The 26,835-nt window shown below is 56.6% G+C and carries 26 protein-coding genes; 9 read left to right on the plus strand and 17 right to left on the minus strand.

Annotation, left to right across the window (positions count from 1 at the left end):
- Positions 1-51 precede the first annotated feature (51 nt).
- Both DDA898_RS12790 and DDA898_RS12795 read left to right on the plus strand, forming a co-directional pair.
- Complete coding sequence (locus DDA898_RS12790; protein WP_038911375.1) at positions 52-969, plus strand: aldo/keto reductase; 918 nt, start codon at positions 52-54, stop codon at positions 967-969.
- A gap of 326 nt (positions 970-1,295) precedes the next feature.
- Positions 1,296-3,362 (plus strand): carbon starvation CstA family protein, encoded by a 2,067-nt coding sequence (locus DDA898_RS12795; RefSeq protein WP_038911376.1) that lies wholly within the window; start codon positions 1,296-1,298, stop codon positions 3,360-3,362.
- Positions 3,363-3,467: 105 nt separating this feature from the next.
- On the opposite strand, the gene kdgT is transcribed toward DDA898_RS12795, so the two are convergent.
- Positions 3,468-4,484, minus strand: coding sequence for a 2-keto-3-deoxygluconate transporter (gene kdgT / locus DDA898_RS12800; protein WP_033111917.1), 1,017 nt, complete (start codon positions 4,482-4,484; stop codon positions 3,468-3,470).
- Positions 4,485-4,867: 383 nt separating this feature from the next.
- Positions 4,868-5,563 (minus strand): L-ribulose-5-phosphate 4-epimerase, encoded by a 696-nt coding sequence (gene araD / locus DDA898_RS12805; protein WP_013318307.1) that lies wholly within the window; start codon positions 5,561-5,563, stop codon positions 4,868-4,870.
- Between the two features lie 330 nt (positions 5,564-5,893).
- Between araD and osmB the strand changes: the two genes are divergently transcribed.
- Positions 5,894-6,109, plus strand: a complete 216-nt coding sequence (gene osmB / locus DDA898_RS12810) for an osmotically-inducible lipoprotein OsmB (RefSeq protein WP_013318308.1) — start codon at positions 5,894-5,896, stop codon at positions 6,107-6,109.
- Between the two features lie 105 nt (positions 6,110-6,214).
- Here the strand turns inward: osmB and yciH are convergent, their stop codons facing one another.
- The 5 genes from yciH to pgpB all read right to left on the minus strand — a co-directional run bounded on the left by yciH (position 6,215) and on the right by pgpB (position 9,970).
- Positions 6,215-6,541 (minus strand): stress response translation initiation inhibitor YciH, encoded by a 327-nt coding sequence (yciH, locus tag DDA898_RS12815; protein WP_038901444.1) that lies wholly within the window; start codon positions 6,539-6,541, stop codon positions 6,215-6,217.
- Positions 6,541-7,299, minus strand: coding sequence for an orotidine-5'-phosphate decarboxylase (pyrF, locus tag DDA898_RS12820; RefSeq protein ID WP_050570265.1), 759 nt, complete (start codon positions 7,297-7,299; stop codon positions 6,541-6,543). The genes yciH and pyrF overlap by 1 nt, the downstream gene beginning before the upstream one ends.
- A gap of 153 nt (positions 7,300-7,452) precedes the next feature.
- Entirely contained in the window at positions 7,453-8,622 is a 1,170-nt protein-coding gene (lapB, locus tag DDA898_RS12825; RefSeq protein WP_013318311.1) for a lipopolysaccharide assembly protein LapB, read from the minus strand.
- Between the two features lie 11 nt (positions 8,623-8,633).
- Positions 8,634-8,939 (minus strand): LapA family protein, encoded by a 306-nt coding sequence (locus DDA898_RS12830; protein WP_013318312.1) that lies wholly within the window; start codon positions 8,937-8,939, stop codon positions 8,634-8,636.
- A 260-nt stretch (positions 8,940-9,199) separates the two neighbouring features.
- Positions 9,200-9,970 carry a phosphatidylglycerophosphatase B gene (gene pgpB, locus DDA898_RS12835; protein ID WP_038911377.1) on the minus strand — a complete coding sequence of 257 codons (771 nt, stop codon included), beginning with the start codon at positions 9,968-9,970 and terminating at the stop codon, positions 9,200-9,202.
- Between the two features lie 256 nt (positions 9,971-10,226).
- Here pgpB and ribA point away from each other — a divergent pair, with 256 nt between their 5' ends.
- Positions 10,227-10,820 (plus strand): GTP cyclohydrolase II, encoded by a 594-nt coding sequence (ribA, locus tag DDA898_RS12840; protein WP_013318314.1) that lies wholly within the window; start codon positions 10,227-10,229, stop codon positions 10,818-10,820.
- A 41-nt stretch (positions 10,821-10,861) separates the two neighbouring features.
- Here ribA and DDA898_RS12845 read toward each other — a convergent pair whose 3' ends face one another.
- Both DDA898_RS12845 and acnA read right to left on the minus strand, forming a co-directional pair.
- Positions 10,862-12,481, minus strand: a complete 1,620-nt coding sequence (locus tag DDA898_RS12845) for an ABC transporter substrate-binding protein (protein ID WP_038901446.1) — start codon at positions 12,479-12,481, stop codon at positions 10,862-10,864.
- Between the two features lie 200 nt (positions 12,482-12,681).
- Entirely contained in the window at positions 12,682-15,360 is a 2,679-nt protein-coding gene (gene acnA, locus DDA898_RS12850; protein ID WP_038911378.1) for an aconitate hydratase AcnA, read from the minus strand.
- Between the two features lie 526 nt (positions 15,361-15,886).
- Between acnA and gstA the strand changes: the two genes are divergently transcribed.
- On the plus strand, positions 15,887-16,501 hold the full coding sequence (gstA, locus tag DDA898_RS12855) for a glutathione transferase GstA (RefSeq protein WP_038901448.1): 615 nt from the start codon (positions 15,887-15,889) through the stop codon (positions 16,499-16,501).
- 76 nt (positions 16,502-16,577) lie between these two features.
- Here gstA and pdxY read toward each other — a convergent pair whose 3' ends face one another.
- The 5 genes from pdxY to anmK form a co-directional block, all read right to left on the minus strand.
- Entirely contained in the window at positions 16,578-17,438 is an 861-nt protein-coding gene (pdxY, locus tag DDA898_RS12860) for a pyridoxal kinase PdxY (protein WP_038911379.1), read from the minus strand.
- A gap of 226 nt (positions 17,439-17,664) precedes the next feature.
- A complete protein-coding gene (gene tyrS / locus DDA898_RS12865; protein ID WP_107768472.1) occupies positions 17,665-18,942 on the minus strand; it encodes a tyrosine--tRNA ligase in 1,278 nt (425 codons plus the stop codon).
- A 137-nt stretch (positions 18,943-19,079) separates the two neighbouring features.
- Complete coding sequence (gene pdxH, locus DDA898_RS12870) at positions 19,080-19,814, minus strand: pyridoxamine 5'-phosphate oxidase (protein ID WP_236616662.1); 735 nt, start codon at positions 19,812-19,814, stop codon at positions 19,080-19,082.
- Between the two features lie 96 nt (positions 19,815-19,910).
- Positions 19,911-20,216 carry an MliC family protein gene (locus DDA898_RS12875; protein ID WP_013318320.1) on the minus strand — a complete coding sequence of 102 codons (306 nt, stop codon included), beginning with the start codon at positions 20,214-20,216 and terminating at the stop codon, positions 19,911-19,913.
- A 106-nt stretch (positions 20,217-20,322) separates the two neighbouring features.
- Positions 20,323-21,435, minus strand: a complete 1,113-nt coding sequence (gene anmK, locus DDA898_RS12880; RefSeq protein WP_013318321.1) for an anhydro-N-acetylmuramic acid kinase — start codon at positions 21,433-21,435, stop codon at positions 20,323-20,325.
- 344 nt (positions 21,436-21,779) lie between these two features.
- Here anmK and DDA898_RS12885 point away from each other — a divergent pair, with 344 nt between their 5' ends.
- Positions 21,780-22,247, plus strand: coding sequence for an outer membrane lipoprotein (locus tag DDA898_RS12885; RefSeq protein WP_013318322.1), 468 nt, complete (start codon positions 21,780-21,782; stop codon positions 22,245-22,247).
- A 437-nt stretch (positions 22,248-22,684) separates the two neighbouring features.
- Here DDA898_RS12885 and slyA read toward each other — a convergent pair whose 3' ends face one another.
- Together slyA and DDA898_RS22380 are read right to left on the minus strand one after the other, a co-directional pair.
- The gene (gene slyA, locus DDA898_RS12890; RefSeq protein ID WP_013318323.1) at positions 22,685-23,122 is read right to left on the minus strand and encodes a transcriptional regulator SlyA; all 438 of its coding nucleotides are present in this window, start codon (positions 23,120-23,122) and stop codon (positions 22,685-22,687) included.
- 174 nt (positions 23,123-23,296) lie between these two features.
- Positions 23,297-23,536: a DUF1289 domain-containing protein gene (locus tag DDA898_RS22380; RefSeq protein WP_013318324.1), complete on the minus strand. Its 240-nt coding sequence runs from the start codon at positions 23,534-23,536 to the stop codon at positions 23,297-23,299.
- A 264-nt stretch (positions 23,537-23,800) separates the two neighbouring features.
- Between DDA898_RS22380 and gloA the strand changes: the two genes are divergently transcribed.
- On the plus strand, positions 23,801-24,208 hold the full coding sequence (gene gloA, locus DDA898_RS12895) for a lactoylglutathione lyase (RefSeq protein ID WP_038912571.1): 408 nt from the start codon (positions 23,801-23,803) through the stop codon (positions 24,206-24,208).
- 141 nt (positions 24,209-24,349) lie between these two features.
- Complete coding sequence (gene rnt, locus DDA898_RS12900; RefSeq protein ID WP_038911380.1) at positions 24,350-25,027, plus strand: ribonuclease T; 678 nt, start codon at positions 24,350-24,352, stop codon at positions 25,025-25,027.
- A gap of 125 nt (positions 25,028-25,152) precedes the next feature.
- Here the strand turns inward: rnt and DDA898_RS12905 are convergent, their stop codons facing one another.
- Positions 25,153-25,503 (minus strand): Grx4 family monothiol glutaredoxin, encoded by a 351-nt coding sequence (locus tag DDA898_RS12905; protein ID WP_038911381.1) that lies wholly within the window; start codon positions 25,501-25,503, stop codon positions 25,153-25,155.
- 331 nt (positions 25,504-25,834) lie between these two features.
- On the opposite strand from DDA898_RS12905, the gene DDA898_RS12910 reads away from it, so the two are divergent.
- A complete protein-coding gene (locus DDA898_RS12910; RefSeq protein WP_038911383.1) occupies positions 25,835-26,803 on the plus strand; it encodes a C40 family peptidase in 969 nt (322 codons plus the stop codon).
- Positions 26,804-26,835 lie beyond the last annotated feature (32 nt).

The following is a 26,835-nucleotide window of genomic DNA, read 5'->3' on the forward strand; positions in this document are numbered from 1 at the left end:
CGCCTGTCGACCCTCCCCTACAAGAGATAACGGCATAACGGAGATGTGAACATGAAAAGAATCACACTGGGAAAAAGCACCCTGTCGGTCCCGAACATTGCGCTGGGCTGTATGCGGCTGGCGGGTAAGACGCAGCAGGAAGCGGTAACCTTGTTACAGACGGCGCTCGACGCCGGGATCGATTTCTTTGACCATGCCGATATCTACGGCGGCGGGTGTTCCGAAGAGATGTTCGCCGCCGCGGTACGCCAGGCCGGTATCGCCCGCGACCAACTGTTGATTCAAAGTAAATGCGGTATTCGCCCCGGCTTTTTCGATTTTTCCAAAGCGCACATTATCGCTGCGGTGGAAGGCAGCCTGAAACGCCTGAACACCGATTACCTTGATACCCTGCTGCTGCACCGCCCGGACACGCTGTGCGAGCCGGATGAAGTCGCCGCCGCGTTTGACGAGCTGGAAGCCAGCGGCAAGGTGCGCCATTTTGGCGTCAGCAACCAGCATCCATTACAGGTCGAATTGCTGAAAACCGCGGTGCGCCAGCCGCTGCTCGCCAACCAGTTGCAGCTCAGCATCATGCACACGCCGATGATCGACGCCGGCCTCAACGTCAACATGACCCACGCGCCGTCACTCCATCACGACGGCATGGTGCTGGAATACAGCCGTTTGCAGGGAATGACCATTCAGGCGTGGTCGCCGTTTCAGTACGGTTTTTTTGACGGCGTGTTTGTGGATAACGACAAGTTTCCGCAACTGAACGCCACCCTGAACCACATCGCCAGCCAGCACGGCGTGTCCACTACCGCCCTCGCCGCGGCCTGGATTTTGCGTCACCCGGCCAGCATGCAGGTGATCGTCGGCAGTATGGACCCGCACCGTCTGCAAGACATCGCCACCGCTTCCGAACTGCGTATCAGCCGCGAAGAGTGGTACGAAATTTACCGTGCCGCCGGCAACAAACTGCCCTGATATCCCCGCCCGGCTCGCGCCGGGCTTGCCCTCTCCACGCGGTCGCGCGCTTTCGCCCTGACGGCAGTTGATTCAACCGATACCGACATCCTATGGCATCACCACGCGCCGACTGCCCTTCCTGCCGAGGAAACCGGCGAAAAACCTTTTTCATAACAAAAATATAGCTTTGTTCACATTTTTGTCTTGTTCTGGCTACGCTGGCTAACCGCTGCACTATGTTGTCTATGATGCCCCGGTGTTTATGATGCCTCGCGTTATCCGTTTCGTCGTAAAGCGGCACCGTTGCGGGCAGGTGGAATGACAACCAGTCAGGAGTCAGTGAGATGAAAACCATCAAAAACATGTCGATCTGGATTGCCGTAGCCATCGCGGGCGCCGTGGCATTCGCTATGCTGGCCCTGAGCCAGGGTGAGCATGTGAACGCCGTCTGGCTGGTGATCGCGGCTGTCGCCTGTTATAGCATCGCTTACCGCTTCTATAGTCTGTTTATTGCGCGCCGGGTGTTTGAACTGGATGACCGCCGTCTTACTCCCGCCGAGCGCCGCAACGACGGGCTGGATTATGTCCCCACCAACAAGTGGGTATTGTTCGGCCACCATTTTGCCGCCATCGCCGGCGCCGGCCCGCTGGTGGGGCCGATCTTGGCCGCACAGATGGGCTTTCTGCCGGGAACGCTGTGGATTCTGATTGGCGTCATGCTGGCCGGCGCGGTGCAGGATTTTCTGGTGCTGTTTATCTCCACCCGGCGCGACGGCCGCTCGTTGGGCGAAATGGCGCGTCAGGAATTAGGTTCTTTCGCCGGCGTGGTGACCATGCTAGGGGCGCTGGGCGTCATGATCATCATCCTGTCGGCGCTGGCGCTGGTGGTGGTCAAAGCGTTGGCCAACAGCCCGTGGGGAATGTTCACGATCGCCGCCACCATCCCGATTGCGCTGTTCATGGGCGTCTATATGCGATTCCTGCGGCCGGGCAAGATTGCCGAAGTGTCGCTGATCGGTTTTGTGCTGATGATGATGGCGATTGTTTACGGCGGCGACATCGCCGCGCATCCCTACTGGGGACCGTTCTTTACCCTCAAGGGCACGACGTTGACCTGGGTGCTGGTGATTTACGGATTTGTCGCCTCGGTGCTGCCGGTGTGGCTGCTGCTGGCGCCGCGTGACTACCTGTCCACGTTCCTGAAGATCGGCGTTATCGTCGGGCTGGCGATCGGTATCCTGTTTGCCATGCCGGAGCTGAAAATGCCCGCCGTTTCGCGCTTTATCGACGGCAGCGGACCGGTGTTCTCCGGCAGCCTGTTCCCATTCCTGTTTATCACCATCGCCTGCGGCGCTATCTCCGGCTTCCATGCGCTGGTATCCAGCGGCACCACGCCCAAACTGGTCGAACGCGAAAGTCATATCCGTTTTATCGGTTACGGCGCCATGTTGATGGAATCCTTCGTGGCGATCATGGCGCTGATTTGCGCCTCGGTGATCGACCCCGGCGTCTACTTCGCCATGAACGCGCCGGCCGCGCTGATTGGCACTACCGTGGAAAACGCCGCGCAGGTGATCAGCGGGTGGGGTTTCGTTATTACGCCGGATGATTTGACCAACATCGCCAAAGACGTGGGCGAAACGTCGATTTTGTCCCGCGCCGGCGGCGCGCCGACCTTTGCCGTCGGCATGGCGCATATCATCACGGAAATCTTCAACAGCCGGGCCATGATGGCGTTCTGGTATCACTTTGCCATTCTGTTCGAAGCGCTGTTTATTCTTACCGCCGTGGACGCCGGTACTCGCGCCTGCCGGTTCATGGTGCAGGATCTGGCCGGGCTGGTGGTGCCGAACATGGGCAAGAGCCACTCCTGGCTGGGTAATATGGCCGGGACTACCGTGGCGGTGGCCGGTTGGGGATTCTTCGTCTATCAGGGCGTGATCGACCCGCTGGGCGGCATCAACACGCTGTGGCCGCTGTTCGGCATCGGTAACCAGATGCTGGCGTCGATGGCGCTGATTCTCGGCACCGTGGTGTTGTTTAAAATGAAGAAACAGCGTTACGCCTGGGTGACGATACTGCCTACCGCCTGGCTGTTCATCACCTCGATGACCGCCGGCTGGCAGAAGATTTTCCACGAAAAAACCAGCATCGGTTTTCTGGCGCAGGCCAGGCGTTTCTCGGCCGGTATTGAATCCGGCACGCTGATCGCTCCGGCGAAAAACATGCAGGACATGGCGACCATCGTGTTCAGCAACCAGATTAACGCCATCCTGTGCGGCTTCTTCATGCTGGTCGCCGTCACCATGCTGGTCGCCGCGTTCTTCGCCATACGTCGCGCGCAGCGCAGCGACATACCCACCACGCACGAAACGACGGCGGCATGGCGTCAGGAGGCGCATAACGGCTGACAGCCATATTCGTCAGTGCGGATGCCTCCATTACCGAACGACATGAAATGGCACTATCATCGCTGGCGTTCACACCTCCCCCGTAAAGGGAGGTGTGAACGCTATTTAATGATGCGCCGCCCGCTGTTGCTCAGCCTTCTCTTCCACCGCGTCTTCCTTAGGCACGGTGCCATCGCCGCCTTTAACGCGTTTTGACCACATCGCGGTGATGATCGGCACCAAAACAGAGGTGACAATCACCGATGTCGCCACCAGCGTAGTTGCCGCCGGCGCCACCGGCTTAAACGCCGGGACCATTTCCGCAATCAGCACCGGCGTCGCCACTGCCGCGCCCGCCGAACTGGACGCAGCGATGCCCGCGGTCCCATCACCGCCGCCCAATACCTTGTCCGCCACGATCAGCGGAATACCGGTAATAATGATCACCGAAATTCCCAGCAATACCCCCAGCAGCCCGGTTTGACCAATGACGCTCAGATCGATGGTATTGCCGAGCGCGAAGGCAAAGAACGGGATCAGCGTCTGTACCGCACGGCTGAAAAAGTCGCGTAATTCCGGATCGAGATTCCCCAGCGCAAACCCCACCAGAAACGGCAGCACCGCGCCGACAAACACATGCGGCTCAAACGAGGCGATGCCGGCGGTGCCGAGAATCACCATGGTCATCAACGGACCGGATTCCAGCGACATCAGTACGAACGCGCCCGACTCCTCTTTAGTGCCATACTGCTGCATGATCGAGGCGTACAGACCGCCGTTGGTCATGTCCATCGCCGCCACCAACGCCAGCGTGGATAACCCGGCAAAAAATCCCACTTCAACCCCGTTTTCCGGCAAAATACGCGAAGCCACCGCCGCCACCACCCAGGCTACGGCAATTTTCGTCACTACCAGCGTGCCGGATTTACGCAGCACCGTTCCGGTGGCGCTCAGCCGAATCGATGCACCCATACAGAAGAACCACACCGCCAGAATCGGCACCGTGCCGCTGATCAAACCGTTGGTAAAGGACCCGAAATACTTGCCTGCACCCGGCGCAAAGGTATGGCACAGCGCGCCGAGGAATAACGGCACCAGCATCATGCCACCCGGAATCTTTTCGATAGAACGCTTGATATGCATAGATTCATTGCCTGAAAAAGGGACAGAAACCATGAGCAATACGGACGCCACCCATCATGATCCTCCTCATAATGGGATACCGACCGTTCAGCCCACCCGAAGGCCGGACTGCGCCACATCCATGCACATGCGTCGCCTGTATGACAATGAAGAAAACGACTCCTGGGGGACACAGCCCATCCACTTCTCATTGCTGAAGGTAGTCGTTTAGCCGGAAGAGAAAAGTGATCGCTTGCAAACAAATGAAACAATGTTTCTTTTTTAGTGGATCACTATTTCATTTATATCGAAGTAAAGAGGATGAAATAGACCAAACCCTATCACACGAGGTGAAAATAGCGTTACGTTCGCCAGCCGTCGAGCGCCGACGAACGATCAGCTTCTCACTGCCCGTAGTACGCGTTCTTACCGTGCTTACGCAGATAGTGTTTATCCAGCAGCGCCGCCTGCATCGGCTCCAGCGCCGGGGTTAACTGGCGCGAGAAAATCCCCATGTAGGCGATCTCTTCCAGCACCACCGCGTTATGCACCGCGTTATGCGCGTCGGTTCCCCAGGCGAACGGGCCATGCGCATTGACCAGCACCGCCGGGATATCCTGCGGCGACAGGCCGCGCTCGCGGAAGGTGTCCACAATCACCTGCCCGGTTTCCCACTCGTAGCGGCCATTGATTTCCGCTTCGGTCATCAACCGGGTACAGGGGATCGGGCCGTAAAAATAATCGGCGTGGGTGGTGCCCCACGGCGGCAAATCTTTCCCGGCCTGCGCCCAAATGGTGGCATGCCGGGAATGGGTATGGACGATACCGCCCAGCGATGCGAAGGCCAAATACAGCGCACGGTGGGTATCGGTGTCGGACGAGGGTTTGCGCTGCCCTTCCACCACCTGACCGTTTTCCAGATTCACTACCACCATATCCTGCACGGTCATGACGTCGTACTCCACGCCCGAGGGTTTGATCACCATCAGACCGCGTTCACGATCCACCGCGCTGACATTCCCCCAGGTGAAGGTCACCAACTGATGCCGGGGCAAAGCCAGATTGGCTTCAAGCACCTGAATTTTCAGTTCTTCCAACATCGTCCGCCCTCCTGTGTGATTTGTCTTATTCTCACGTCCGGCTACCGGCGCAGGTATGGGCTGAATGGCTGAAAAGCAGGCTGCGTTCTGCTGGGACCACAAGAAAGGGATCGGACCGACACGGGCTTTTGACAAAAGATGGGCAAACACCGTCAGGGCACTGTGAATTAAGAGTTTTTCACCTTTTACGGCCCTAGCCGGTAATTATACTGGCAGCCAGGTAACACACAGCTGGTAACGACGATGCCATAAACTGAATTCGCGTTACGACAAGATTTCCATGCCTGCGGCTATGCGGAGTCATGGAACACGAACAACAGGAGAATAACCATGCAAATCAATAAAAAATTCACAACGGCCGTGCTGGCTATGGTGATAGTTAGCACACTGGCGGGCTGCGCGGGCATGAACAAACGCCAACGTAATACCGCTATCGGCGCCGGCATCGGCGCACTCGGCGGTGCGGTGCTGACCAACGGCAGCGCGCTCGGCACCGTTGGCGGCGCGGCGGTAGGCGGCGTTATCGGTCACCAGACCACGAAATAATCGCCCCCTCCCAGTGAGGTGGTTTAAGGCTGACAGTCAAACAGGCTCCCGAGGGAGCCTGTTCTGTTTTCACTCTTTAACCGGCATATCGCGGCGCGGTATAACTTAGCCCCCGGCCAACTTGACCTTCATGCCTTTGGCTTCCAACAGTTGCTTGAGTTGATCGCGCTTGTCGCCCTGGATTTCGATCACGCCATCCTTCACCGCGCCGCCGCAGCCACACTTCTTTTTCAGTTCCGCCGCCAGCGTTTCCAGCGCCGCGTCATCCAGATCGATGCCGGTAATCAGGCACACGCCCTTACCCTTGCGCCCGCTGGTCTGACGTTGAATGCGTACAATACCGTCCCCTTTCGGGCGGGCCGCTTTTACCTCGGGTTCATCAATACGTCCGGTTTCGGTGGAATACACCAGACGGCTGTTGTCGTCGCGCATCACTGGTCCCCCAGCGAGGCCAGAATGGTTTTCAGCGTCTGGGCCGGATCGGCGGACTGCGTAATCGGACGGCCAATCACCATGTAATCCACCCCGACCTGCTGCGCCTGTTGCGGCGTCATAATACGGCGCTGATCGCCCGCGTCGCTGCCCGCCGGGCGAATCCCCGGCGTTACCAGACGAAAATCCGCGCCGCAGGCCTGCTTCAGCCGTACCGCTTCATGGGCGGAACAAACCACGCCGTCCAGACCGCATTGTTGCGCCAGCCGCGCCAGTTTCTCCGCCTGTTCCGCGGGCGACAGGGTAATCCCCAGTCCTTGCAGATCCGCCTCATCCATACTGGTCAGCACCGTCACCGCAATCAGCAACGGCGCGTTGCTGCCGAACGGCGTCAGCGCTTCACGCGCCGCCGTCATCATGCGTGCGCCGCCGCTGGCGTGTACATTAACCATCCACACCCCCAGCTCCGCGGCGGCGGCGACAGCTCTGGCCGTGGTGTTGGGAATATCGTGAAACTTGAGATCGAGAAATACCTCAAAGCCGCGTTGTTGCAGGTCTTTAACCAGTTGCGGCCCAAACAGCGTGAACATCTCTTTGCCGACCTTCAGCCGGCAGTCTTGCGGGTCGATGCGATCGACAAAGTCATAAGCCGCACGCTGATCGGCGTAATCCAGCGCGACAATAATCGGAGAACCGGTAACCGTGGTATTCGAAGAGGTGTTTGAGCCGTTCACTGGTATGATCCCGTCGTTAAGCATGAGTGAGTAACATCATTTCCGCCGCGCATTCTACCCGCCCCTGCTGGTAAATGCCAAACCGCGCGATAGCCTGACCGGTACGCAGGGCGGCAAGCCCTTTAGTATGTTGTAACTAAAAAACCAGACAATAAACCACGACGCATAACGGGGAACTTATTCCCCGTCCAATCCCCGGATGGGTTTTACGCTGGCCCAGGTGCGACAGGAAGGGCAATGCCAGTAGAGCGACTGCGAGGTGAAGCCGCATTTGTGGCAGCGATAACGAGGTTTGGCCTGAATCTGCTCGCCAACCATGTTGCGCAGCACCAGCAGGCTTTCCTTGGCGCGGCCATCTTCCGCTTCACGCAGGTGGTAATCGATCAACCGATGGAACACCCGCATGGTGGGATAACGCTGCAACTGGCGGGTGACGTAAGTCTGAGCCGACTCCGTGCTTTCATACTGTTCCAGCACGTCCGCCATCATCAGGTCCGCGGTGGAACCGCTTTTCTCTTCAACGCAACGGCGCAGAAACGCCGCCCAGTTCTCCGGCTGCTGCAGGTGACGATAGCATTCCTGCAGCATTGGCAGCGTTTCACTGACCAACTCCATATCCTGTTGCAGAACCTGCTCCAGCACGGCAACCGCCTGAGCATAATTTTGCTGCGCCATATAGATGCGCCCCAGCATGATAGACACGCGAGCGCATTGGTTATCCGCGGCGGACGCCTTTTTCAGCATCGTCATCGCTTTGTCGAGATCATCGCTGCCCATCGCCTGTAGCGACTGCTCGCAATAGAAATGGGCGATTTCGCTGCGCAACTGCGTTTTGCCCAGCTTGACCAGTTTTTCGGCGGTGTCGATGGCGTTCGGCCAGTCGCTGGTGGACTGATGAATCTGCAGCAGTTGCTGCAACGCGCTGACGCGAAAATCTTCTTCATCCACCAGTTGCTTGAAGATCTCTTCGGCGCGGTCGTACAGCCCGGCCACCATGTAGTCGCGCCCCAGTTGCTGCACCGCCAGCAGTCGCTGTTCAAAACTGAGAGAAGCGCTTTCGGTCAATGCCTGATGGATGCGGATGGCGCGATCCACCTCGCCGCGCGAGCGAAACAGATTGCCGAGAGTCAGGTGAGCTTCGAAGGTATTGCTGTCGTCTTTGAGCATGTCGAGGAACAGCTCAACGGCCTTATCCTGCTGGTTGGACAACAGAAAGTTCACCCCGGTGACGTATTCGCGCGACAAGCGGTTGGTTTCGTCCTGTTTGTCCTGCTGTGCACTCCTGCGCCCCATATACCAGCCATAGGCGGCGGCAACCGGCAGCAACAGAAACAGCAGTTCTAGCATGGAAGCGATCCTTAGTGGGTTGACTCAGCGGAGGGGGCGCTGCTGGCGCTCTCCGGGGCAGGCAGTTGCTGCTCAAGACGTTTGATTTTACGTTGTTCGCGCCCCAGCGCAATGCGCAGACGCAGATAAAACAGACCGCAGATCACCCAGCCGAGCGCAAAACCGGCGGCGAACAGCGTCGCCAGCAACGTCGACAACCGGTATTCTCCCTGCGCCAGCAGATAGTTGAAGGTAATAACCTGATCGTTATGCGCTCCCAGCGTGATCGATACGATGAATACCGCCAGCACCAGAAAAAAAATCAGCATATATTTCACGTTCGCTTCCTGTGATATCGCCTTAAACGGATGAATTATGCCAAATTTCGGCAGTGAACCCTATTAACTTAACATTTCCTCACCGGGTGGGGAACGCTAACGGGAATAGCGGAGGGAAAAACGGATGACGACGCACGGCTACCGATGTCCAGGACCAAGATGCAGGGCCGATATGCATAACCGATATACAGAATCGACGTACAGAAGGATGCCCGACAAACGGCGACATCCTTCTGACCGACGAACCTGACCCTGACCGGTCAGGCGTCCGGGCGTGCAGGCTGACGATAGGTTGCGTTTCGCGGTACAGCATCAGTGAGCAACGGACCACACCAGCGCTGTGCCAGCCACACGGCAATCACCGCCAGCCCGGCGCTAATCAGGGTGGCGGTCGCCACATCCTGCGGCCAGTGCATCCCCAGCAGCAGACGGCTGCCGATAACGCTGTTCGCCCATAAAATAGTTAACAAAACCGTCACATAATGGCGTCGGGTCCACAGCAATCCTACCGCCAGCAGCGCCCAGGTGGCGGCAAACATGGCATGACCGGACGGGAAAGAATAGTCAGCCTGTTCCTGCCAGTGCTGACGCTGCCACGACGGCAGTTGTGATTCCTGCTGCAATTGATGTTCCAGCAAGCTGGCGCGCGCGCTGGCCGGCAGCGAGTAAAAATAGCGGTCATCCACCAGGTGCGCCTGTTCCAGCCAGACCACGAACGGCCGCGCTTCCTGCGTCCAGTTTTTCATGACCGATTTAACGCCCTGCCCCAGCACCACGCTGGCGAGCAGTATCGTCACCAGCACCACCGCCGGGCGAATACGCACGCGCAGCAACCATAAAAACCAGACCGACAGCACCACACTGGTCAGGATTCCCCACGGCGCCGACACGGTTTCCGTCATCCAGAACAAGGGCTTAAGCCACCATCCCGTCACGCTCGGTTGCCATTGCCATCCCGTCGTCCAAACCAATACGGGCAACACCATCAATGATATTGTGCCAATCAGAATGCGTCTGACCAGGTCGTGCATTATTTCTCCCTATAATTCAGCAGGATATTAGAACAAAATTTTCACAATTTTATCAAAAAAGGGGGCGCCAGTTGTCAGTATGACGTAAAATACTTGTCAGTTATGTCAACGACACCACGATTATCCCGAGTCATTCAGCCACCGATTAGAGAAACGGTTTATCACCCCGCTGCCGGGGTTATAGTCCGGTGGCGTCTATACGTGATTCCCTTCCAGTGCGGAGCGGGAATTCATCATTTATGCGTTGGAGATTAACATGCAGCTAAAACGGGTGGCGGAAGCCAAACTACCCACCCCGTGGGGCGATTTCCTGATGGTAGGATTTGAGGAAACGGCGACCGGGCGCGATCACCTGGCGTTGGTTTATGGCGATATTTCCAGTCCCGAACCGGTACTGGCCAGAGTGCATTCTGAATGTCTGACCGGGGATGCACTGTTTAGCCTGCGTTGTGATTGCGGTTTTCAGCTGGAAGCGGCCCTGAATCACATTGCCGAAGAAGGGCGCGGCGTACTGCTGTATCACCGTCAGGAAGGGCGCAACATTGGGCTGTTGAACAAGATCCGGGCTTATGCCTTGCAGGATCAGGGCGCCGACACGGTGGAAGCCAACCATCAACTGGGCTTCGCCGCCGACGAGCGTGATTTCACGCTGTGCGCCGACATGTTCAAGTTATTGAACGTGGAAGCGGTTCGCCTGCTCACCAATAACCCGAAAAAAGTCGCTATTCTGAGCGAAGCGGGTATCAACATCGTAGAACGCGTGCCGCTGATTGTCGGCCGCAATCCGAAAAACGAACACTATCTGGCGACTAAAGCGGCCAAGATGGGCCACCTGCTGGACACCAAATAAGCGACATCTCGCCAGGCGGTCACCCGCCTGGCGTGTCATCATCAATGCTTGATGATATAGATATCCTTACTGTAGTAATCCCCTTTCAGATCGGGTTTAAACCCGCCCACATACGGCTTCACCATCTGGCTGCGCACGTAGTAGTAAATCGGGATCAGCGGCATCTGCTGTTGCAGGATAGTCTCCGCCTGATGATAGAGCGTGCTGCGTTCGTCCAGCGAAGAGGCTTTCACCGCCTTGTCCAGCACCTCGTCATAGGCTTTATCGTTGAATTTACCGGTATTGTTGCTGTCGTTGGCGCGCAACGTATCGAAATAGGTGGACGGTTCGTTATAGTCGGCGCCCCAGGAGTTTCTCACCACCTCAAAGTTGCCGGTGCGTGATGTATCCAGCAGGGTCTTCCATTCCTGATTCAGCAACGTGGCTTCCGCCCCGAGATTCTGTTTCCACATTGACGCGGCGGCGATGGCGATTTTTTGATGCGATTCTGAGGTGTTGTACAACAACTCGAATTTCAGCGGATGGCTTTGATCGTAGCCAGCTTCCTTCAGCAGTTTTTTGGCTTCGGCATTGCGCTGCTGCTGCGTCCAGCCCGCCCATTCCGGCTGATTGCTGGTATAACCGGCCATGCCGCGCGGCACATAGTTATACGCCGGTACCTGCCCCTGCCCCAGCACTTTCTCGGCAATCACGCTCTTATCCAGCGCCAGATCCAGCGCACGTCTGACTCGTGGGTCGTTGAACGGCGGTTTCTGGGTATTGAATCGATAGATATACGTCGAGAGGTACGGTGTGACTTTTACTTCGTTCGGCAGTTCTTCTTTCAGGGATTTGAACAACTGATTGGGCATGGTGTACGTTGCGTCCACTTCACCGGCTTTATAGCGGTTCACTTCGGCGGTGTTGGAGACAATCGCCAGATAGGTCACTTTGTTCAGCACCGTGTGGGCGTTATCCCAATAGTTAGCGTTACGTTTGGCGGTGATACGCTCGTTGACCACCCAGTCGGTGGGAATAAACGGGCCGCTGCCGACAAAATTGGCGGTCTGGGTCCACTTGTCGCCGAATTTCTCAATCGCGGCTTTAGGCACGGCGACCATCACATAGTGGTCCACCATCGGCAGGAAATAGGACAGCGGTTGCTCCAGCGTGACCTGTACCGTCTGTTTATCCAGCGCCTTGATGCCCAGCTCCTGCGGGCTTTTCTTACCGGCGATGATGTCGCCGGCGTTCAGCACATGCATACTGCCGACATACGTTTGGTACGGCGACAGGGTTTTAGGGTCCACCAGCCGCTGCCAACTGAACACCACATCATCGGCGGTAATCGGGCTACCGTCAGACCATTTCAGCCCCGGACGCAGATGGAAGGTCCAGACCTGGTTATCTTTATTTTCCCAGCGATCCGCCAGGCCTGGCACCACGGTGCCGTCATCGCGCACCGACACCAGCTTTGCGAAAAAATCGTGGATAAGGTTGCCTTCTACGTCACTTTCCACTTTATGCGGGTCCAGCGACGCTGGCTCGGAACCGTTGGCGCGCACCAGTTCCTGTTTATCCGCCAGTTGTACGCCGGCAGGCACCTCGGCCGCCTGTACCGAAACCGCAGTAAGACTCAATGCACCCAGTATCGATGCCAGCCAACCCTTGTCTATCGTCATTCCATGTGCTCCTCTATAATTTTATTTTATGGATCATGGCATTAAGCCATTATTCACTAATACTGCATCTGTACGATCAGCACAAGAGGACACGGCACAATTCCCCCCGCACCGCCACAATGGCAAAAAATCAGCCTCCGGATGGAGGCTGATAGCAGGCAGAAGGCAGGGTAACCGTTCAGGTGTCTGGCGTGTGGCGCCTAACCAAGCATACGGCGAATAACGTAATGCAGAATGCCGTCATGACGAAAATAGGTTAGTTCGGTGGCGGTATCGATGCGACAGCGAGTGTGAATAATCCGGGACTCGCCATCCGGCCGGGTGATCGTCACCGCTACCGTCGCCCCCGGCGTCAGGTCTGCCAGCTTAAGCACCTCAATCCGTTCGTCGCCGGTCAGGTGTAGCGTCTTGCGGCTTTCGCCATTCAGGAATTCCAGCGGCAAAATCCCCATTCCAATCAGGTTAGAGCGGTGGATACGCTCAAACGACTCCGCAATCACGACCCGCACGCCCAGCAGGCGCGGGCCTTTGGCTGCCCAGTCACGGCTGGACCCCGAGCCGTACTCCTTACCGGCGATCACCGCCAGCGGTATATGCTGTTCGCGGTAGCGTACCGCCGCGTCATAGATCGTTGTAACCTCCTGCGACGGCACATGCCTAGTGAAACCGCCCTCTTTGCCCGGCACCATGTCGTTGCGGATCCGCACATTGGCGAAGGTGCCGCGCATCATCACCTCATGGTTGCCGCGCCGCGCGCCGTAAGCGTTGAAATCAGTCGGCGCAACGCCCTGCTCTTGCAGATAACACCCGGCCGGGCTGTCAGGTCGGATGCTGCCAGCGGGCGAGATATGATCGGTGGTGACCGAATCGCCCAGCATCGCCAGAATGTGCGCGCCGCGGATATCCTGCACCGGCGCGGGCGTTTTCTGCATATCGTCAAAAAACGGTGTACGCCGAATATAGGTGGAGCCCGCCGGCCAGTGGTAGGTCGGCTCTTCGCCCACTTCGATCGCCTGCCATTCGGGCGTGCCGTCGAACACCGACGCATAGGCTTTGCTAAATAGCCCGGCGCTGACCGTCTGTACCGTATCCGCCACCGCATCGGCAGGCGGCCAGATATCGCGCAGATAAACCGGTTGCCCCTGCGCGTCCTCACCCAATGGGTCGCGGGTCAGATCCAGCGACATGTTCCCGGCCAGCGCGTAGGCCACCACCAGCGGCGGCGAAGCCAGCCAGTTGGTTTTCACCAGCGGATGGATGCGCCCTTCAAAGTTACGGTTACCGGACAGCACCGCCGCCACGGTCAGGTCATCCTCACGAATAGCGCTTTCGATTGCCTCCGGCAACGGCCCGGAATTGCCGATGCAGGTGGTGCACCCGTATCCCACCAGATGAAAACCCAGTTGCGCCAGCGGCTCGGTCAACCCGGCCAATTCCAGATAGTCCGACACCACCCGGGAGCCGGGCGCCAGCGAGGTTTTTACCCAGGGTTTAACTTTCAGCCCGCGCATAACGGCATTACGCGCCAGCAATCCCGCCGCAATCAGTACGCTGGGGTTCGAGGTGTTGGTACAAGAGGTGATGGCGGCGATCACCACCGCGCCATGCGCCAGCCGCGTTGGCTCGTCCTTTTCCTGCGTTGACGATGTGCCTGCCGCCTGGTTTTCCGTCGTCAGCTCCAGTTCCCGGCTGGCGTTGAACGCCTGCGGTGCCTCGGCCAGCGTCACCCGATCCTGCGGCCGTTTGGGGCCGGCCAGACTGGTTTCAACGCTCGCCATGTCCAGTTCCAGCACACTGCTGAAACGTGGCTCATCCCCCGGATGGCGCCACAGGCCCTGCTCGCGGCAATACGCCTCCACCAGCGCGACCTGCTCGTCGCCGCGGTTGGTCAGCCGCAGGTAATCCAGCGTGATGTCGTCGATCGGAAAAAAGCCGCAGGTAGCGCCGTACTCCGGCGCCATGTTGGCCAGCGTGGCGCGATCCGCCAGCGGCAGATGGTCCAGACCGTCACCGAAAAATTCGACAAACTTGCCTACCACGCCGTGCCGGCGCAGCATCTGGGTCACCGTCAGCACCAAATCGGTGGCGGTGATGCCTTCGCGCAATTTGCCGCTCAACCGCACCCCGACCACATCGGGGATCAGCATCGAAACCGGCTGGCCCAGCATCGCCGCTTCCGCTTCAATACCGCCGACGCCCCAACCCAGCACGCCAAGCCCATTGATCATGGTGGTGTGCGAATCGGTGCCGACCAGTGTATCCGGGTAAGCCAGTAGCACATCGTCCTGCTGCCGGCTCCAGACCGCTTTCGCCAGATACTCCAGATTGACCTGATGGCAGATACCGGTCCCCGGCGGCACCACGCGAAAATGCCGGAAGGCTTTCTGTCCCCAACGCAGGAAGGCGTAACGTTCGTGATTACGGGCCATCTCCAGCCGGGTGTTTTCTACCAGCGCGCGTTCATTACCGAAATGATCCACCGTGACCGAATGGTCGATGACCAAATCCACCGGCGTCAGCGGATTCACCCGGTTGACCTGCCCGCCCAGCCGCCGCACCGCGTCGCGCATCGCCGCCAGATCTACCACCGCCGGCACGCCGGTAAAATCCTGCATCAGCACTCTGGCAGGGTGAAAAGTGATTTCGCGGTCCGCATGACCGTCGCGCTGCCAGTCCGCCAGCGCCTGTAGATCGGCTTCCTGCACCGTGTCGCCGTCCAGATGGCGCAGCAGATTCTCCAGCAGGATCTTCAGCGACTTGGGTAGCCGATCGAGGTTCCCCAGCCGTTGCGCCGCCAGCGGTAAACGCCAGTATTGATAAGTTTGCTTGTGGACCGTAAGGGTAGCGAGACAAGCATCACGATAAGATTGAGATGACATGATTTCTCCCCGGCAGGCAATCTGCCCGGCGGACTCACGTCAGTGAACGCCACGCAGACATAGCTGCAACATGATCTGATGGCTAAAAACCATCGGTGTGGCATCGCCTTACGGCGATAGGTAATGCTTATTTAAAGATAACACAAACTATGATTAACGCATTTGCAACATACCGGATAGCAAGATAAGCCACAGGCGAGGGTGAATATTCCCGCTATGCAACCGATAACAACAGAAAGGAGACAGTTTGCCTTTGGACAAGGATGTCGGGAGAAAGCGATGGTCCGGCAGCACATTGATTTCACAGCACTCTATATCTTGCGATGCCGCGCACAGCCAGCCTTACTGATTTATAGCAATATGATTTACACGATCATGTGAAAACGTTTACCGTTGTTAAAACTTTTACCATAGTTAAACTTTTTACCGTAGTTAAGCTTTTACCGTAGTTACACTTTTTATCGTAGTTAACACTGTTACCTGACACTGCGGCTCACCGCGAAGGCGTTTACTGAAGGAATGGCGAATGAAACTCTATTACAAACCGGGAAGTTGCTCACTGTTTCCTCACATTATTCTGCACGAGACCCGGACCAAGTTCACGCTGGTGAACGTCGACCTGCGCACCAAAAAAACCGAACAGGGCGATGACTACCTGCAGATCAACCCCAAAGGGATGGTGCCGGCGCTGGCGCTGGATGACGGCACCATTCTGACCGAAACCATTGCCATTGCCCTGTATCTGGCGGACAAAGCGCCGCAATATAATCTGATCGCGCCGTCCAGTACCATTCATCATTATCGCGCCATCGAATGGCTGGCCTACATTTCCACTGAACTGCACAAATCCTTCTCGCCGCTGTTCCGCCCCGGCACGCCGGAGCTGTACAAAGATTTGCTGAAAAGCTATCTGGAGCAACGTTTCCGCTACCTGAACCAGGTACTGAGCGAGCACGACTATCTGGTGGGCAATCGCTTTGGCGTCGCCGATGCTTACCTGTTTACCATCTGTCGTTGGGCGCACGATCTGAGGTTCGACCTGATTCAGTTCCCGGCGCTGACGGCTTATCTGGAGCGAGTCTCGGGGCGGCCGGCGGTGGAAAAAGCGCTGACGGCGGAAGGGCTTGACGTCAAATACTGACATCCCCTGATAGCGGAATACAAGATTGCGGAACACGACGGGGCGCCACACGCCCCGTTGTTGATCTGACGGCCGTTTAGAGACGAACGGCCTGAAAATGATGGCGTGGCTGCACGATGCCGTCCTGCGCCGCCACCAGTTGCAGCTCATACTGCTCCATCTCTTTCGTCACCAGCATCACTTCATAAACCGCTGCGGTGGTGTGTTCCAGCGCTTTTTCCGGCGCAACGCCTTTGAGCAGGTTCACCAGCAGCAGACCGCTGGTCAGGTCACCCACGCCAACCGGCTGACGCGGCCCGAAATCCACCAGCGGACGCTGAATATGCCAGGCGTCTTCCGGCGTCACCAGCAACATTTCAAAGCTGTCTTTGCTGGCGGCGGCGCGGCTCAGGTGCTTGACCAGCACCAGTCTCGGCCCGCGTCGGCAAAGCTCGCGGCTAGCCTGCACCGCCTCATCCACCGTATGAACGGTGCGGCCGCTCAGCAGCTCCAGCTCCGGCAGATTGGGCGCAATCATATCGCTCGCCAATAGTGACTGGTTACAGTGAAAATCGGTCACGCCTGCCGGCACGATGCAGCCTTTTTCCGGCGTCCCCATCACCGGGTCGCAGAAGTAGATGGCTCGCGGATTGGCGGCTTTGACCCGGCGAACCACTTCCAGAATATGCCCGCCCTGCTCCGGCGAACCGATATACCCACTCAATACCGCGTCGCAGTCCTTCAGGTGATCGATATTGCTGATGCCCTGAGCAATCTCGGTCAGATGCTCGGCAGGCATTACACAGCCGGTCCACTGACCATATTGGGTGTGGTTGGAAAATTGCACAGTGTTCAGCGGCCAGACATTCACGCCCATCCGGCGCATGGGAAACTCCGCCGCGCTGTTGCCGGCATGACCGAAAACCACGTGAGACTGAATCGACAGTATGTTTTTCATGAAAGTGACTACCCTTGCCTGCTCAAATGCGATGTGCTTGTTGTTATAAAACAGTCCGTTATACAACAGCCTGTTATAAAGCCGCGTGTTGCCTTTGTTCCGCCGTTCGGCGCATAGCCGATACAGCGCAATCCGGTGTTGTCAGCCCGTTTCCCATCATGACGCGGAATGCGCAGGGAACGCGCCTAAAAACAAAGGGAGCATTTCGCTCCCTTTAGTGGATCAATCAGTCTTTCCAGCAGACCAGGCAATAGTTTTTCTTGCCCCGGCGCAGCAGGGTATAACGGCCGAACAGACGATCGGCGCCCGTGAAGGTGTATTCCGGGTCTGACTGCTTCTCGCCGTTGATGGTGATGGCGTTGGAAGCGATGGTCTTGCGCGCCTGCCCGCGGGACGGTTGCAGTTCGGAATCCACCAGCGCCTGCTGCAGGTCAGCGCCTGTCGCCAGCTCAACCATCGGCACGCCGTCCTGAGCCAGCTGCGCGAAATCCGCTTCGGTCAGGTCGCTCAGGTTACCGTTGAACAGACTCTGGGTGATACGTTTGGCCGCGGTCAATCCCTCTTCGCCATGCACCAGACGGGTCACTTCCTCCGCCAGCACATACTGGGCGCGCGGCGCGGCGCCGCTGTTTTTGTCTTCTTCTTCCAGCGCATTGATGGTTTCAATGTCGAGGAAGGTAAAGAATTTCAGGAACCGGTATACGTCGGCGTCAGCGGTATTGATCCAGAACTGGTAGAATTTGTACGGACTGGTTTTCTTCGGATCCAGCCATACCGCGCCGCTTTCGGTTTTGCCGAACTTGGTGCCGTCAGACTTGGTGATCAGCGGAACGGTCAGGCCGAACACCTGTTTCTGATGCAGACGACGCGTCAGGTCGATACCGGAGGTGATGTTGCCCCACTGGTCGGAACCGCCAATCTGCAACTCCACGCCGTGCAGCGCGTTCAGCGAAGCGAAGTCATAACCCTGCAGCAGGTTGTAGGAAAACTCGGTGAAAGAAATACCCACGTCATCCCGGTTCAGGCGCTGTTTGACCGCTTCTTTGTTGATCATCTGGTTGACGGAGAAGTGCTTGCCGATATCGCGCAGAAACGTCAGCACGTTCATCGAACCGAACCAGTCGTAGTTGTTGGCCGCCACGGCGCTGTTGTCGCCGCAGTCGAAATCCAGGAACGGCGCCGCCTGGCGGCGAATTTTTTCCACCCATTCCTGCACCGTGTCTTCGGTATTCAGCTTACGCTCGGCGGCTTTGAAACTCGGATCACCGATCAGCCCCGTCGCGCCGCCCACCAGCGCCACCGGTTTGTGACCGGCCATCTGAAAGCGTTTCAGGCACAGCAGTGGCACCAGATGTCCCAAATGCAAGCTGTCGGCAGTCGGATCGAAACCGCAATACAGTGCAATTGGCCCCTGCGCCAGTCGCTCTGCTAACGCGCCCTCGTCCGTTACCTGGGCCACCAGGCCCCGCTCTTGCAATTGTTGAATCAGATTGCTTGCCATCAAAGTCTCCATGTATAAACGACTGCACCTTTGCCGGTACACGATTTTTCGCCTCTTTGGCGAAAGAAAAATTCAGGGTGACATAGAATAAAGCGCCGACACCGCGAGTGCCAGCGCTTAGCGCAACAAATTCCGGTGATTTAGGGCGCCAGCCGGTCGATTGTCCAGCCTTCGCCCTCGCGCTGGTACAGAAAACGATCGTGCAAGCGGTGTTCGCCGCCCTGCCAGAACTCCATCGACTCGATAGTGACGCGGAATCCGCCCCAGAAACTCGGCAACGGAATCTCACCCTGCTGGAACTTCTGCTTCATCTCGAAGAACTTGCTTTCCAGCATGCTGCGGGCGGAAATGCGGCTTGACTGTTTTGAAACCCAGGCGCCGATCTGACTATCGCGCGGGCGGCTGTGGAAATACTTCATCACGTCCAGCATCGGTAGTTTTTCCGCCTTGCCCAGCACGATGACCTGACGCTCCAGCATGTGCCAGGGGAACAACAGGCTGATGCGGGAATTCATCGCCAGCTGCTGCGCCTTGCGGCTGCCCATATTGGTATAAAACACCATGCCTTTTTCGTCATAGTGTTTCAGCAGCACGATGCGCTGATAAGGCTGGCCCTGTTCGTCGACCGTCGCCACGCACATCGCGGTAGGGTCCGCCAGCTGTGCTTCGCAAGCCTGCTTTAGCCAGCGTTCGAACAGATCGAGCGGGTTGTCGGTCAGATCGTGGCGGCGTAGCCCGCCGCGGGTATATTCGCGCCGCAAATCGGCGATATCGACAGCGGTGGTATTTTCACCGGAAGCAATATTTTCACCGGGCGCGATCGCAACGCGGTTTCGGGTGTCAGGGTGGTGCGCGTCATCGTGTTCTGTGGTCATGAGGTCCTGCCGTTGCCTAACCGGGCGAGAAATAGAGAGGCTCATTCTGCGCCCGCGTCACCAAAATCTCAACGCCCGCAACGGCATGGACACGGATTACTTCAGCACACAGTCATTGACGATGATTCTATCGCCGCGCACGATAAACGCCTGATTTCCTTTGCTCCAGAAGGCATATCGGTCGTCGCTGTAACGCGTGCCGGACGCGGCAGGCACCTGGGGAAGCGTGTGAGATTCGCCATCCAGCAGGAAGGTCACGCTGTCGCCCTGCGGGCCGGGGTTCAGCGTGACGGTGAGCGGCATGGTGCCGCACTGGTAGTACAAGGTTTGCGGCTTCGCGGCCGGCATCAGTTGCGCGCAGCCGCTTAACAGCACGACGCCGGCGATCAGCAGTGATTTCATTCTATTGTTCTCCTGTTATTAGCGGATGCCGGCATCCCATCCGGACAAATCCAATAACGGAGCAGTCTATCAACAGAGCGCTGACGTACCTCTCGGCAAAATCCGATTACACGGGCATCGCCGGGTAAATGGCGCCAAGCACGGTTTCGCGGCTGGCGCCGGTCACGGACGGCAAATTGCCGGGCAACCCAGACAGGGTGCGAAACGCTAACCAGGCGAACGCCAGCGCTTCCATATCATCGCCACGGATGCCGAAGTTGTCGGTAGCGCTGACCTCAATGCCCGGCAGGCGCGCCGACAGTTGACTCATCAGCAGCGGATTGCGCGCCCCGCCGCCGCACACCAATACACGTTCGCAGCCGCCGGTCAGCAGCACTTGCCCGGCGATGGTTTCCGCGCTCAGCGCCACCAGCGTGGCCTGCACATCTTCCGGCCGCAGGCGGGGAAAGACCGCCAGTTGTCTTTCCAGCCATGCCAGATTGAAATACTCGCGCCCGGTGCTCTTGGGCGCCGGCAACCCGAAATAGGGATCGGACAGCATGTGGCTCAACAACGCGTTGTCCACCTGACCGGTTAACGCCCAGGCGGCGTCTTTATCGTATGGCTGCGCCCGGTTACGCCACACCCAGGCATCCAGCAGCATATTGCCCGGCCCGGTGTCATAACCTTTTACCGGACGCCCCGGCACCAGCACCGAAATGTTGGCGATCCCGCCGATATTCAACACAATTCGCCGTTCCACCGGGTGCTGCAATAGCGCGTGATGAAACACCGGCACCAGCGGCGCCCCCTGCCCGCCCAACGCCATGTCGCGGCGGCGGAAATCGCCGACCGTGGTGATGCCGGTCACGGCGGCGATACGATTGCAATCGCCAATCTGCAGGGTGCAAGGCGCATCGCTGTCCGGTTCATGCCAGACCGTCTGCCCATGACAGCCAATCGCGGTAATCTCGCTCGCACTCAGCCCGGTCTGGCGCAACAGCGCCTGCACCGCTTCGGCGAACAGCGCCCCGAGCCGGGTATCCAGTCGCCCTAATTCGGAGAGCGTCACGGCCTGGCCTTGATTCATGCTCAGTATCGTCTGCCGAATCGCCGGTGGAAGCGGATGGCAATAGCTGGCTTGCTGTGCGACGGTATGCTCATCAATGGCGGCCAGCACCACGTCGACACCATCCAGACTGGTGCCGGACATCACACCAATATATCTTCCAGACCTCATTGGGTTACCTTTGTTTTGTAAAATGGCCGTCTGTCACGACATAGTCTCAAATGACCAGACGATGCAGGCACGTTGCCGGTATACTGGATGTAGATTTTGTCTTTTTTGTCAGACTGATGCCAGCGTAGGTAAAAAATCGCCACTTGACTCGGTTTTTCAGAAAAAAAGGACTTCACAGGGAACTTTATAACGCGTTTATTATCAATTTAGGCGCGCTATTCTATCCTTAACATCAATTGAAACAGTAGAATGGTGCGTTCGACCACACCATGATGTGACAATAGATAATTCGTCGGCTTAGGCTGCGCCCCCGACACAGACACAGCTATAACAGGAGTCTTTCTATGATGAAACGTTTTCTCGTGATCACTTTAGCAGGTATCACACTGGCTGGCTGCGCCAATACCAGCACCCTGTCAGGAGACGTTTACAGTGCATCCGAAGCCAAGCAGGTTCAGACTGTAACCTACGGCACCGTCGTCTCTACTCGTCCGGTACAGATTCAGGCCGGTGAAGACAGTAATGTCATCGGCACCCTCGGCGGCGCCGTGCTGGGCGGGCTGGTCGGTAATACCGTCGGCCGCGGTACGGGCCGTAATCTGGCGACAGCCGCAGGCGCGGTTGCCGGTGGCGTTGCCGGTAACAGCATTGAAGGCGCGGTCAACCGCGTTCAGGGCGTGGAGCTGGAAATCCGTAAAGACGACGGCAGCACCATCATGGTGGTGCAAAAACAGGGCGATACCAAATTCCACGCCGGACAACGTGTGGCTATGGCCAGCAACGGCCGTTCCATCACCGTCTCCCCGCGTTAAGATTCGATTATCAATCACCACCCTCCGGGTGGTGATTGTCTAATGTCATCAATTCGGCTCGATATATCCAGATAACCATCATTCACACTATATACTCGACATACTGAGTTGCAGGTGCGTTGGCTTTATTATCTGGCCCATCCCTAGGCCTCACCCTTTTAGAGCCGCGACAAGCCGCGTTCAACCATGTTCCCGACAGACCTGCTCCCACAGATCCATTCCCAACAGAGTTGTCGCTCTCCCCAGTCATTTACTTATGCAAAATTCTGAGGATTCGATCGGTTGCCGCGTTACAAAGTTCATAATGAACCTTGCCCTGAAGGGCCAACGTTGCGTTGTTCAAAACGCCAGCGTGTTGTCCTGCGACTCGAATTATTTGAGTAATATGTTGTCTGAAATTCGAATTCGCCCGCCAAGACATTTACTTTTTCTATTAATTAAGACTGACTCTCATGTAATGCCAAAATGTTTTTTTCCAGCCGGGAGATAATAGTGGCCAACTCATCCACTTCCGCCGGGGTAATACCATTTAATATTTCGCTGCGTGTCTGATCAATAACGTCATTAACAGCCTGAATGATAGGATCCGCCATATCCGTTAACAGAATACGTTTAGCGCGTCGATCATGGGCACAGATGTGCCGGGTAATTAACCCCTTATCTTCAAGTTGATCCAACGTACGCACCAGCGAAGGCTGTTCTATTCCTATCGCTTTGGCAAGCTGAATTTGGGACTGCCCCGGAGGCAGTTGGTGAATATTATGCAGTGTGACCCAGTGCGTCTGCGTGAGCTCCAGAGGCTTCAATCGATGATCAATCAAAGCGCGCCATACACGAACCAACCGGGCTAAATCAGAACCTAACGGCAATTCCATCACTTCTCCTTATAGTTAGCATACTAAGCAACTTCCCTGGATTGCAATCAACTCTGATTTAAAACGAAAGTCTAATAAAAAAATGTCTTATTGTTATCTATCTATTCTAGCAAATAATAATTAATTAAAAATGATCTTGAACTTAATTTATATCATTAAATATCACCCTGCCGATTAAAACAAGGCTGGTTGATCTGGCTCGGAGGACACTGAATTTTTTTCACTTCGCTGGGAACGTTTCATCCTTTGCCGGCACAAACGCAGCACATCCTGTTTTTGCGCATCACTCATTGTCCCCCAATTAAAACGCTCGCTGCGGCTGCGAAAACAACCACGACAGAAGCCCCGGTCATCCGCCTGGCAGATACCCCGGCAAGGGTTGGGAACAGGAAAAAGTTCGAGCTGCTCAGCCACAGGACCTCCTCATCTGACGTCTTTATTGAAACCTTGATTGCCGTCACTGGCAAGCTTTCCGTAACGTTACCGAGTAATTAACCGCCATCTTCCCGTTTATCTCACCCTTTTTTCAGCAAGCGAACCTGAAAAGCAGCGCCCGGCCACAGGTTTGGACTCCCCCCGGCAACGACGTTATACTCAGGCCCTGTTGTTTCAGGCGGTAACGGAATGCACCCGGTATCGCCCATGACGGTTAACCCACTGATCAAAATAGGGGTCATTATGCGTTTACTTCATACCATGCTACGCGTTGGCGACCTGCAGCGCGCTATCGATTTCTACACCAAGGTACTGGGCATGCGTCTGCTACGCACCAGCGACAATCCGGAATACAAATATTCTCTGGCATTTGTCGGCTATACCGAGGAAAGCGAAGGCGCCGTGATCGAACTGACCTACAACTGGGGCGTGGAAAGCTATGAACTGGGCACCGCCTTCGGTCATATCGCACTGGGTGTGGATGACGTAGCGGGTGCCTGTGAACGTATCCGTCAGGCCGGCGGCAAGGTTACCCGTGAAGCCGGCCCGGTCAAAGGCGGCTCCACCGTTATCGCTTTCGTTGAAGACCCTGACGGTTACAAAATCGAGCTGATCAAACGCTCGCAGGCCGGTCAGGGACTGGGCAATTAATCATCCCGCCTTTGCTGTTCAGGTGCCGACAGGCGCCTGTCTTTCGGGGGAACGGTTATCCGCCGTCATGTACGGCTGCTGCATCCCCCGCCGGAATTTGCCATAATGCGCACTGCATGTTACTGAAGAAATAAGAAACGAATGGCTGAGAAAAATAACCTGAACGCCCTGAACGCGCGTTTTCGTGGCTTTTACCCCGTTGTTATCGATGTCGAAACCGCCGGGTTCAACGCGAAAACCGATGCGCTGCTGGAAATTGCAGCCGTAACGCTGAAAATGGATGAAAGCGGTTGGTTACAGCCGGACGAAACCTTGCATTTTCACATCGAACCGTTTGAAGGCGCAATTCTGCGGCCCGAAGCGCTGGCCTTCAACGGCATCGACCCTGCCAACCCATTGCGTGGCGCGGTGAGCGAATATGAAGCGCTGCATGAAATCTTCAAAGCCGTGCGTAAGGGAATCAAAGATCAGAACTGCAATCGCGGCATCATCGTGGCCCATAACGCGACCTTCGACCACAGCTTTCTGATGGCGGCGGCAGAACGCTGCGGCCTGAAACGTAACCCATTCCACCCTTTCGCCACCTTTGACACCGCCGCGCTCAGCGGGCTGGTGCTGGGGCAGACGGTGCTGGCCAAAGCCTGTATTGCAGCGGAGATCCCGTTCGACGCCAGCCAGGCGCACTCAGCGCTCTATGACACCGAACAGACAGCGCAGCTGTTTTGTGAACTGGTCAATCGCTGGAAGCGCATGGGCGGCTGGCCGCTGGCCTCAGGAACCGATACCGAAACGCCGCTGGCCGTCGGCAGTGAAGGGTAAGCCGGCGCGAACACCGGTGGTCGTGCCAATACCCTGCGGCATCAAAGCATCATAATCGTAACGATTAAAACGATATCAGGCAGCGCCGGGCTGCCTGATGCCGGGCTGCCTGATAGAGAGAAGGATTACTGCTGTTCCGCCTGCTGGGAGCGGTATTTGTCGGCGGTTTCTTTAATCAGTTGCTGCAGTTCGCCACGCTGGTACATCTCAATCACGATGTCGCAGCCGCCGACCAATTCGCCATCCACCCACAGCTGCGGGAAAGTCGGCCAGTTGGCGTATTTGGGCAATTCGGCGCGGATATCCGGGTTTTGCAGAATATCCACATAGGCAAAACGCTCGCCACACGCCGACAACGCCTGGACCGCCTGGGCAGAAAAACCACAGCTCGGCAATTTGGGCGAGCCTTTCATGTACAGCAGAATCGGGTTTTCAGCGATCTGAAGCTGAATTTTTTCAAGTGTCGTTGTCGTCATTTTATTGCTTCCTCAAGGGCGTGATGAGCAGCCCGTCAACGGCTGTTCATATGACTCGCGGCATACCGTGCCGTGCCGCTTCTGTTGCTTTGTATTCTAACGATAGCGACGGCCACAAAAAAACGCTATCTTTTGTAGGGTTTTATCCAGCTGAGCGTCAGCCAGAACAAAACAGCACCGAATCGGCTGATAATTAAGCAGCAGGCATCGTTGTTAACGTTTTCTCACTATTTTGTAGTAACAATGCCTTATTCCCCACTTTTTTATCAGGTCATTTTCGGGAATACTGTAAAGATTGAACGATTGAGGACAACATTCGGTCAGAATTATCATGCGTTTATTTATTACGCTCTTTTTATTATTTTTCAGTAACCTGTTTTTTAACCTGGCACAGGCTAATCCACATAGCGCTGCGGTTTTTCCGCGCAAAACCGGCGTGGAAACGGCGAATAAAGCTATTGAGGAATCCAAAAAAAGCAAGGTTGCTAAAAATACCAAAAAGGGTGCGGCGCCCACTCATGACAAAAAGCCGGAAAAAACCGCCAAAACCGCGCCTGCCAAACCCACCGCCGCTCACGATAAAAACGTCAAACCGCACAACGATAAAAAACCGGTGACAACCACGACCTCAGCCCACGCAACCAGCAAGAAACCGACGCAGGAAAAAAGCGTGCAGGCTAAAACGCCAGCCGGCAAAACCACGAAAAAGGACGCTCCGGCACAGGCGAAGAGCAGTCACAAGACGCATGAAACCGTTATTGCCAAAACGGCAAATAAAAAAGGCAAACCTGCCGCCGTCGACGAAACCGCTACCCTATCACCACACGGCAAGAGCAAAAAAGGCAAGCAAGATAAAGCCTCGCTGACCATCAGCGCCGCTCACCAAAAGCGCTATCAGCATGCCAAACTGACCGCCATGAACAAGCTGATGAGCCAGATCGGCAAACCCTACCACTGGGGCGGTGCGACCCCCTACTCCGGTTTCGATTGCAGCGGGCTGGTGTATTACGCTTATAAAGATGTGGTGAAAATCACGATTCCGCGTACCGCCAATGAGATGTTCCATCTGCGCGACGCCGCGCCTATCAAGAAAAGCGAACTGGAAAGCGGCGACCTGGTGTTCTTTCGGATAACCAACCGCGGTGCTGCCGACCATGTAGGCGTCTATCTCGGCAATGGTCGTTTCATCCAGTCGCCGCGTTCCGGCGCTGATATCAAAATCAGCAAGCTGAGCGAAGACTACTGGCAGGATCATTACGTCGGCGCCCGTCGCGTGGTCACGCCGAAGACGATGCGTTAAACAATTACCATGCGTTAAACAATTACCATGCG

The sequence above is a fragment of the Dickeya dadantii NCPPB 898 genome, assembly GCF_000406145.1.
GTDB classification, from domain to species: Bacteria; Pseudomonadota; Gammaproteobacteria; order Enterobacterales; family Enterobacteriaceae; genus Dickeya; species Dickeya dadantii.

Coding starts and splice junctions, on each gene's coding strand:
- kdgT (WP_033111917.1), bottom strand. CDS start 4,484: ATGCATATCAAGCGTTCTATCGAAAAGATTCCGGGTGGCATGATGCTG.
- DDA898_RS12905 (WP_038911381.1), bottom strand. CDS start 25,503: ATGACGACAACGACACTTGAAAAAATTCAGCTTCAGATCGCTGAAAAC.
- pdxH (WP_236616662.1), bottom strand. CDS start 19,814: ATGACCACAGAACACGATGACGCGCACCACCCTGACACCCGAAACCGC.
- DDA898_RS12790 (WP_038911375.1), top strand. CDS start 52: ATGAAAAGAATCACACTGGGAAAAAGCACCCTGTCGGTCCCGAACATT.
- osmB (WP_013318308.1), top strand. CDS start 5,894: ATGCAAATCAATAAAAAATTCACAACGGCCGTGCTGGCTATGGTGATA.
- araD (WP_013318307.1), bottom strand. CDS start 5,563: ATGTTGGAAGAACTGAAAATTCAGGTGCTTGAAGCCAATCTGGCTTTG.
- anmK (WP_013318321.1), bottom strand. CDS start 21,435: ATGAGGTCTGGAAGATATATTGGTGTGATGTCCGGCACCAGTCTGGAT.
- lapB (WP_013318311.1), bottom strand. CDS start 8,622: ATGCTAGAACTGCTGTTTCTGTTGCTGCCGGTTGCCGCCGCCTATGGC.
- pyrF (WP_050570265.1), bottom strand. CDS start 7,299: ATGCTTAACGACGGGATCATACCAGTGAACGGCTCAAACACCTCTTCG.
- DDA898_RS12885 (WP_013318322.1), top strand. CDS start 21,780: ATGATGAAACGTTTTCTCGTGATCACTTTAGCAGGTATCACACTGGCT.
- ribA (WP_013318314.1), top strand. CDS start 10,227: ATGCAGCTAAAACGGGTGGCGGAAGCCAAACTACCCACCCCGTGGGGC.
- acnA (WP_038911378.1), bottom strand. CDS start 15,360: ATGTCATCTCAATCTTATCGTGATGCTTGTCTCGCTACCCTTACGGTC.
- DDA898_RS12845 (WP_038901446.1), bottom strand. CDS start 12,481: ATGACGATAGACAAGGGTTGGCTGGCATCGATACTGGGTGCATTGAGT.
- pgpB (WP_038911377.1), bottom strand. CDS start 9,970: ATGCACGACCTGGTCAGACGCATTCTGATTGGCACAATATCATTGATG.
- gloA (WP_038912571.1), top strand. CDS start 23,801: ATGCGTTTACTTCATACCATGCTACGCGTTGGCGACCTGCAGCGCGCT.
- slyA (WP_013318323.1), bottom strand. CDS start 23,122: ATGGAATTGCCGTTAGGTTCTGATTTAGCCCGGTTGGTTCGTGTATGG.
- DDA898_RS12795 (WP_038911376.1), top strand. CDS start 1,296: ATGAAAACCATCAAAAACATGTCGATCTGGATTGCCGTAGCCATCGCG.
- DDA898_RS12875 (WP_013318320.1), bottom strand. CDS start 20,216: ATGAAATCACTGCTGATCGCCGGCGTCGTGCTGTTAAGCGGCTGCGCG.
- DDA898_RS12910 (WP_038911383.1), top strand. CDS start 25,835: ATGCGTTTATTTATTACGCTCTTTTTATTATTTTTCAGTAACCTGTTT.
- gstA (WP_038901448.1), top strand. CDS start 15,887: ATGAAACTCTATTACAAACCGGGAAGTTGCTCACTGTTTCCTCACATT.
- pdxY (WP_038911379.1), bottom strand. CDS start 17,438: ATGAAAAACATACTGTCGATTCAGTCTCACGTGGTTTTCGGTCATGCC.
- rnt (WP_038911380.1), top strand. CDS start 24,350: ATGGCTGAGAAAAATAACCTGAACGCCCTGAACGCGCGTTTTCGTGGC.
- yciH (WP_038901444.1), bottom strand. CDS start 6,541: ATGCGCGACGACAACAGCCGTCTGGTGTATTCCACCGAAACCGGACGT.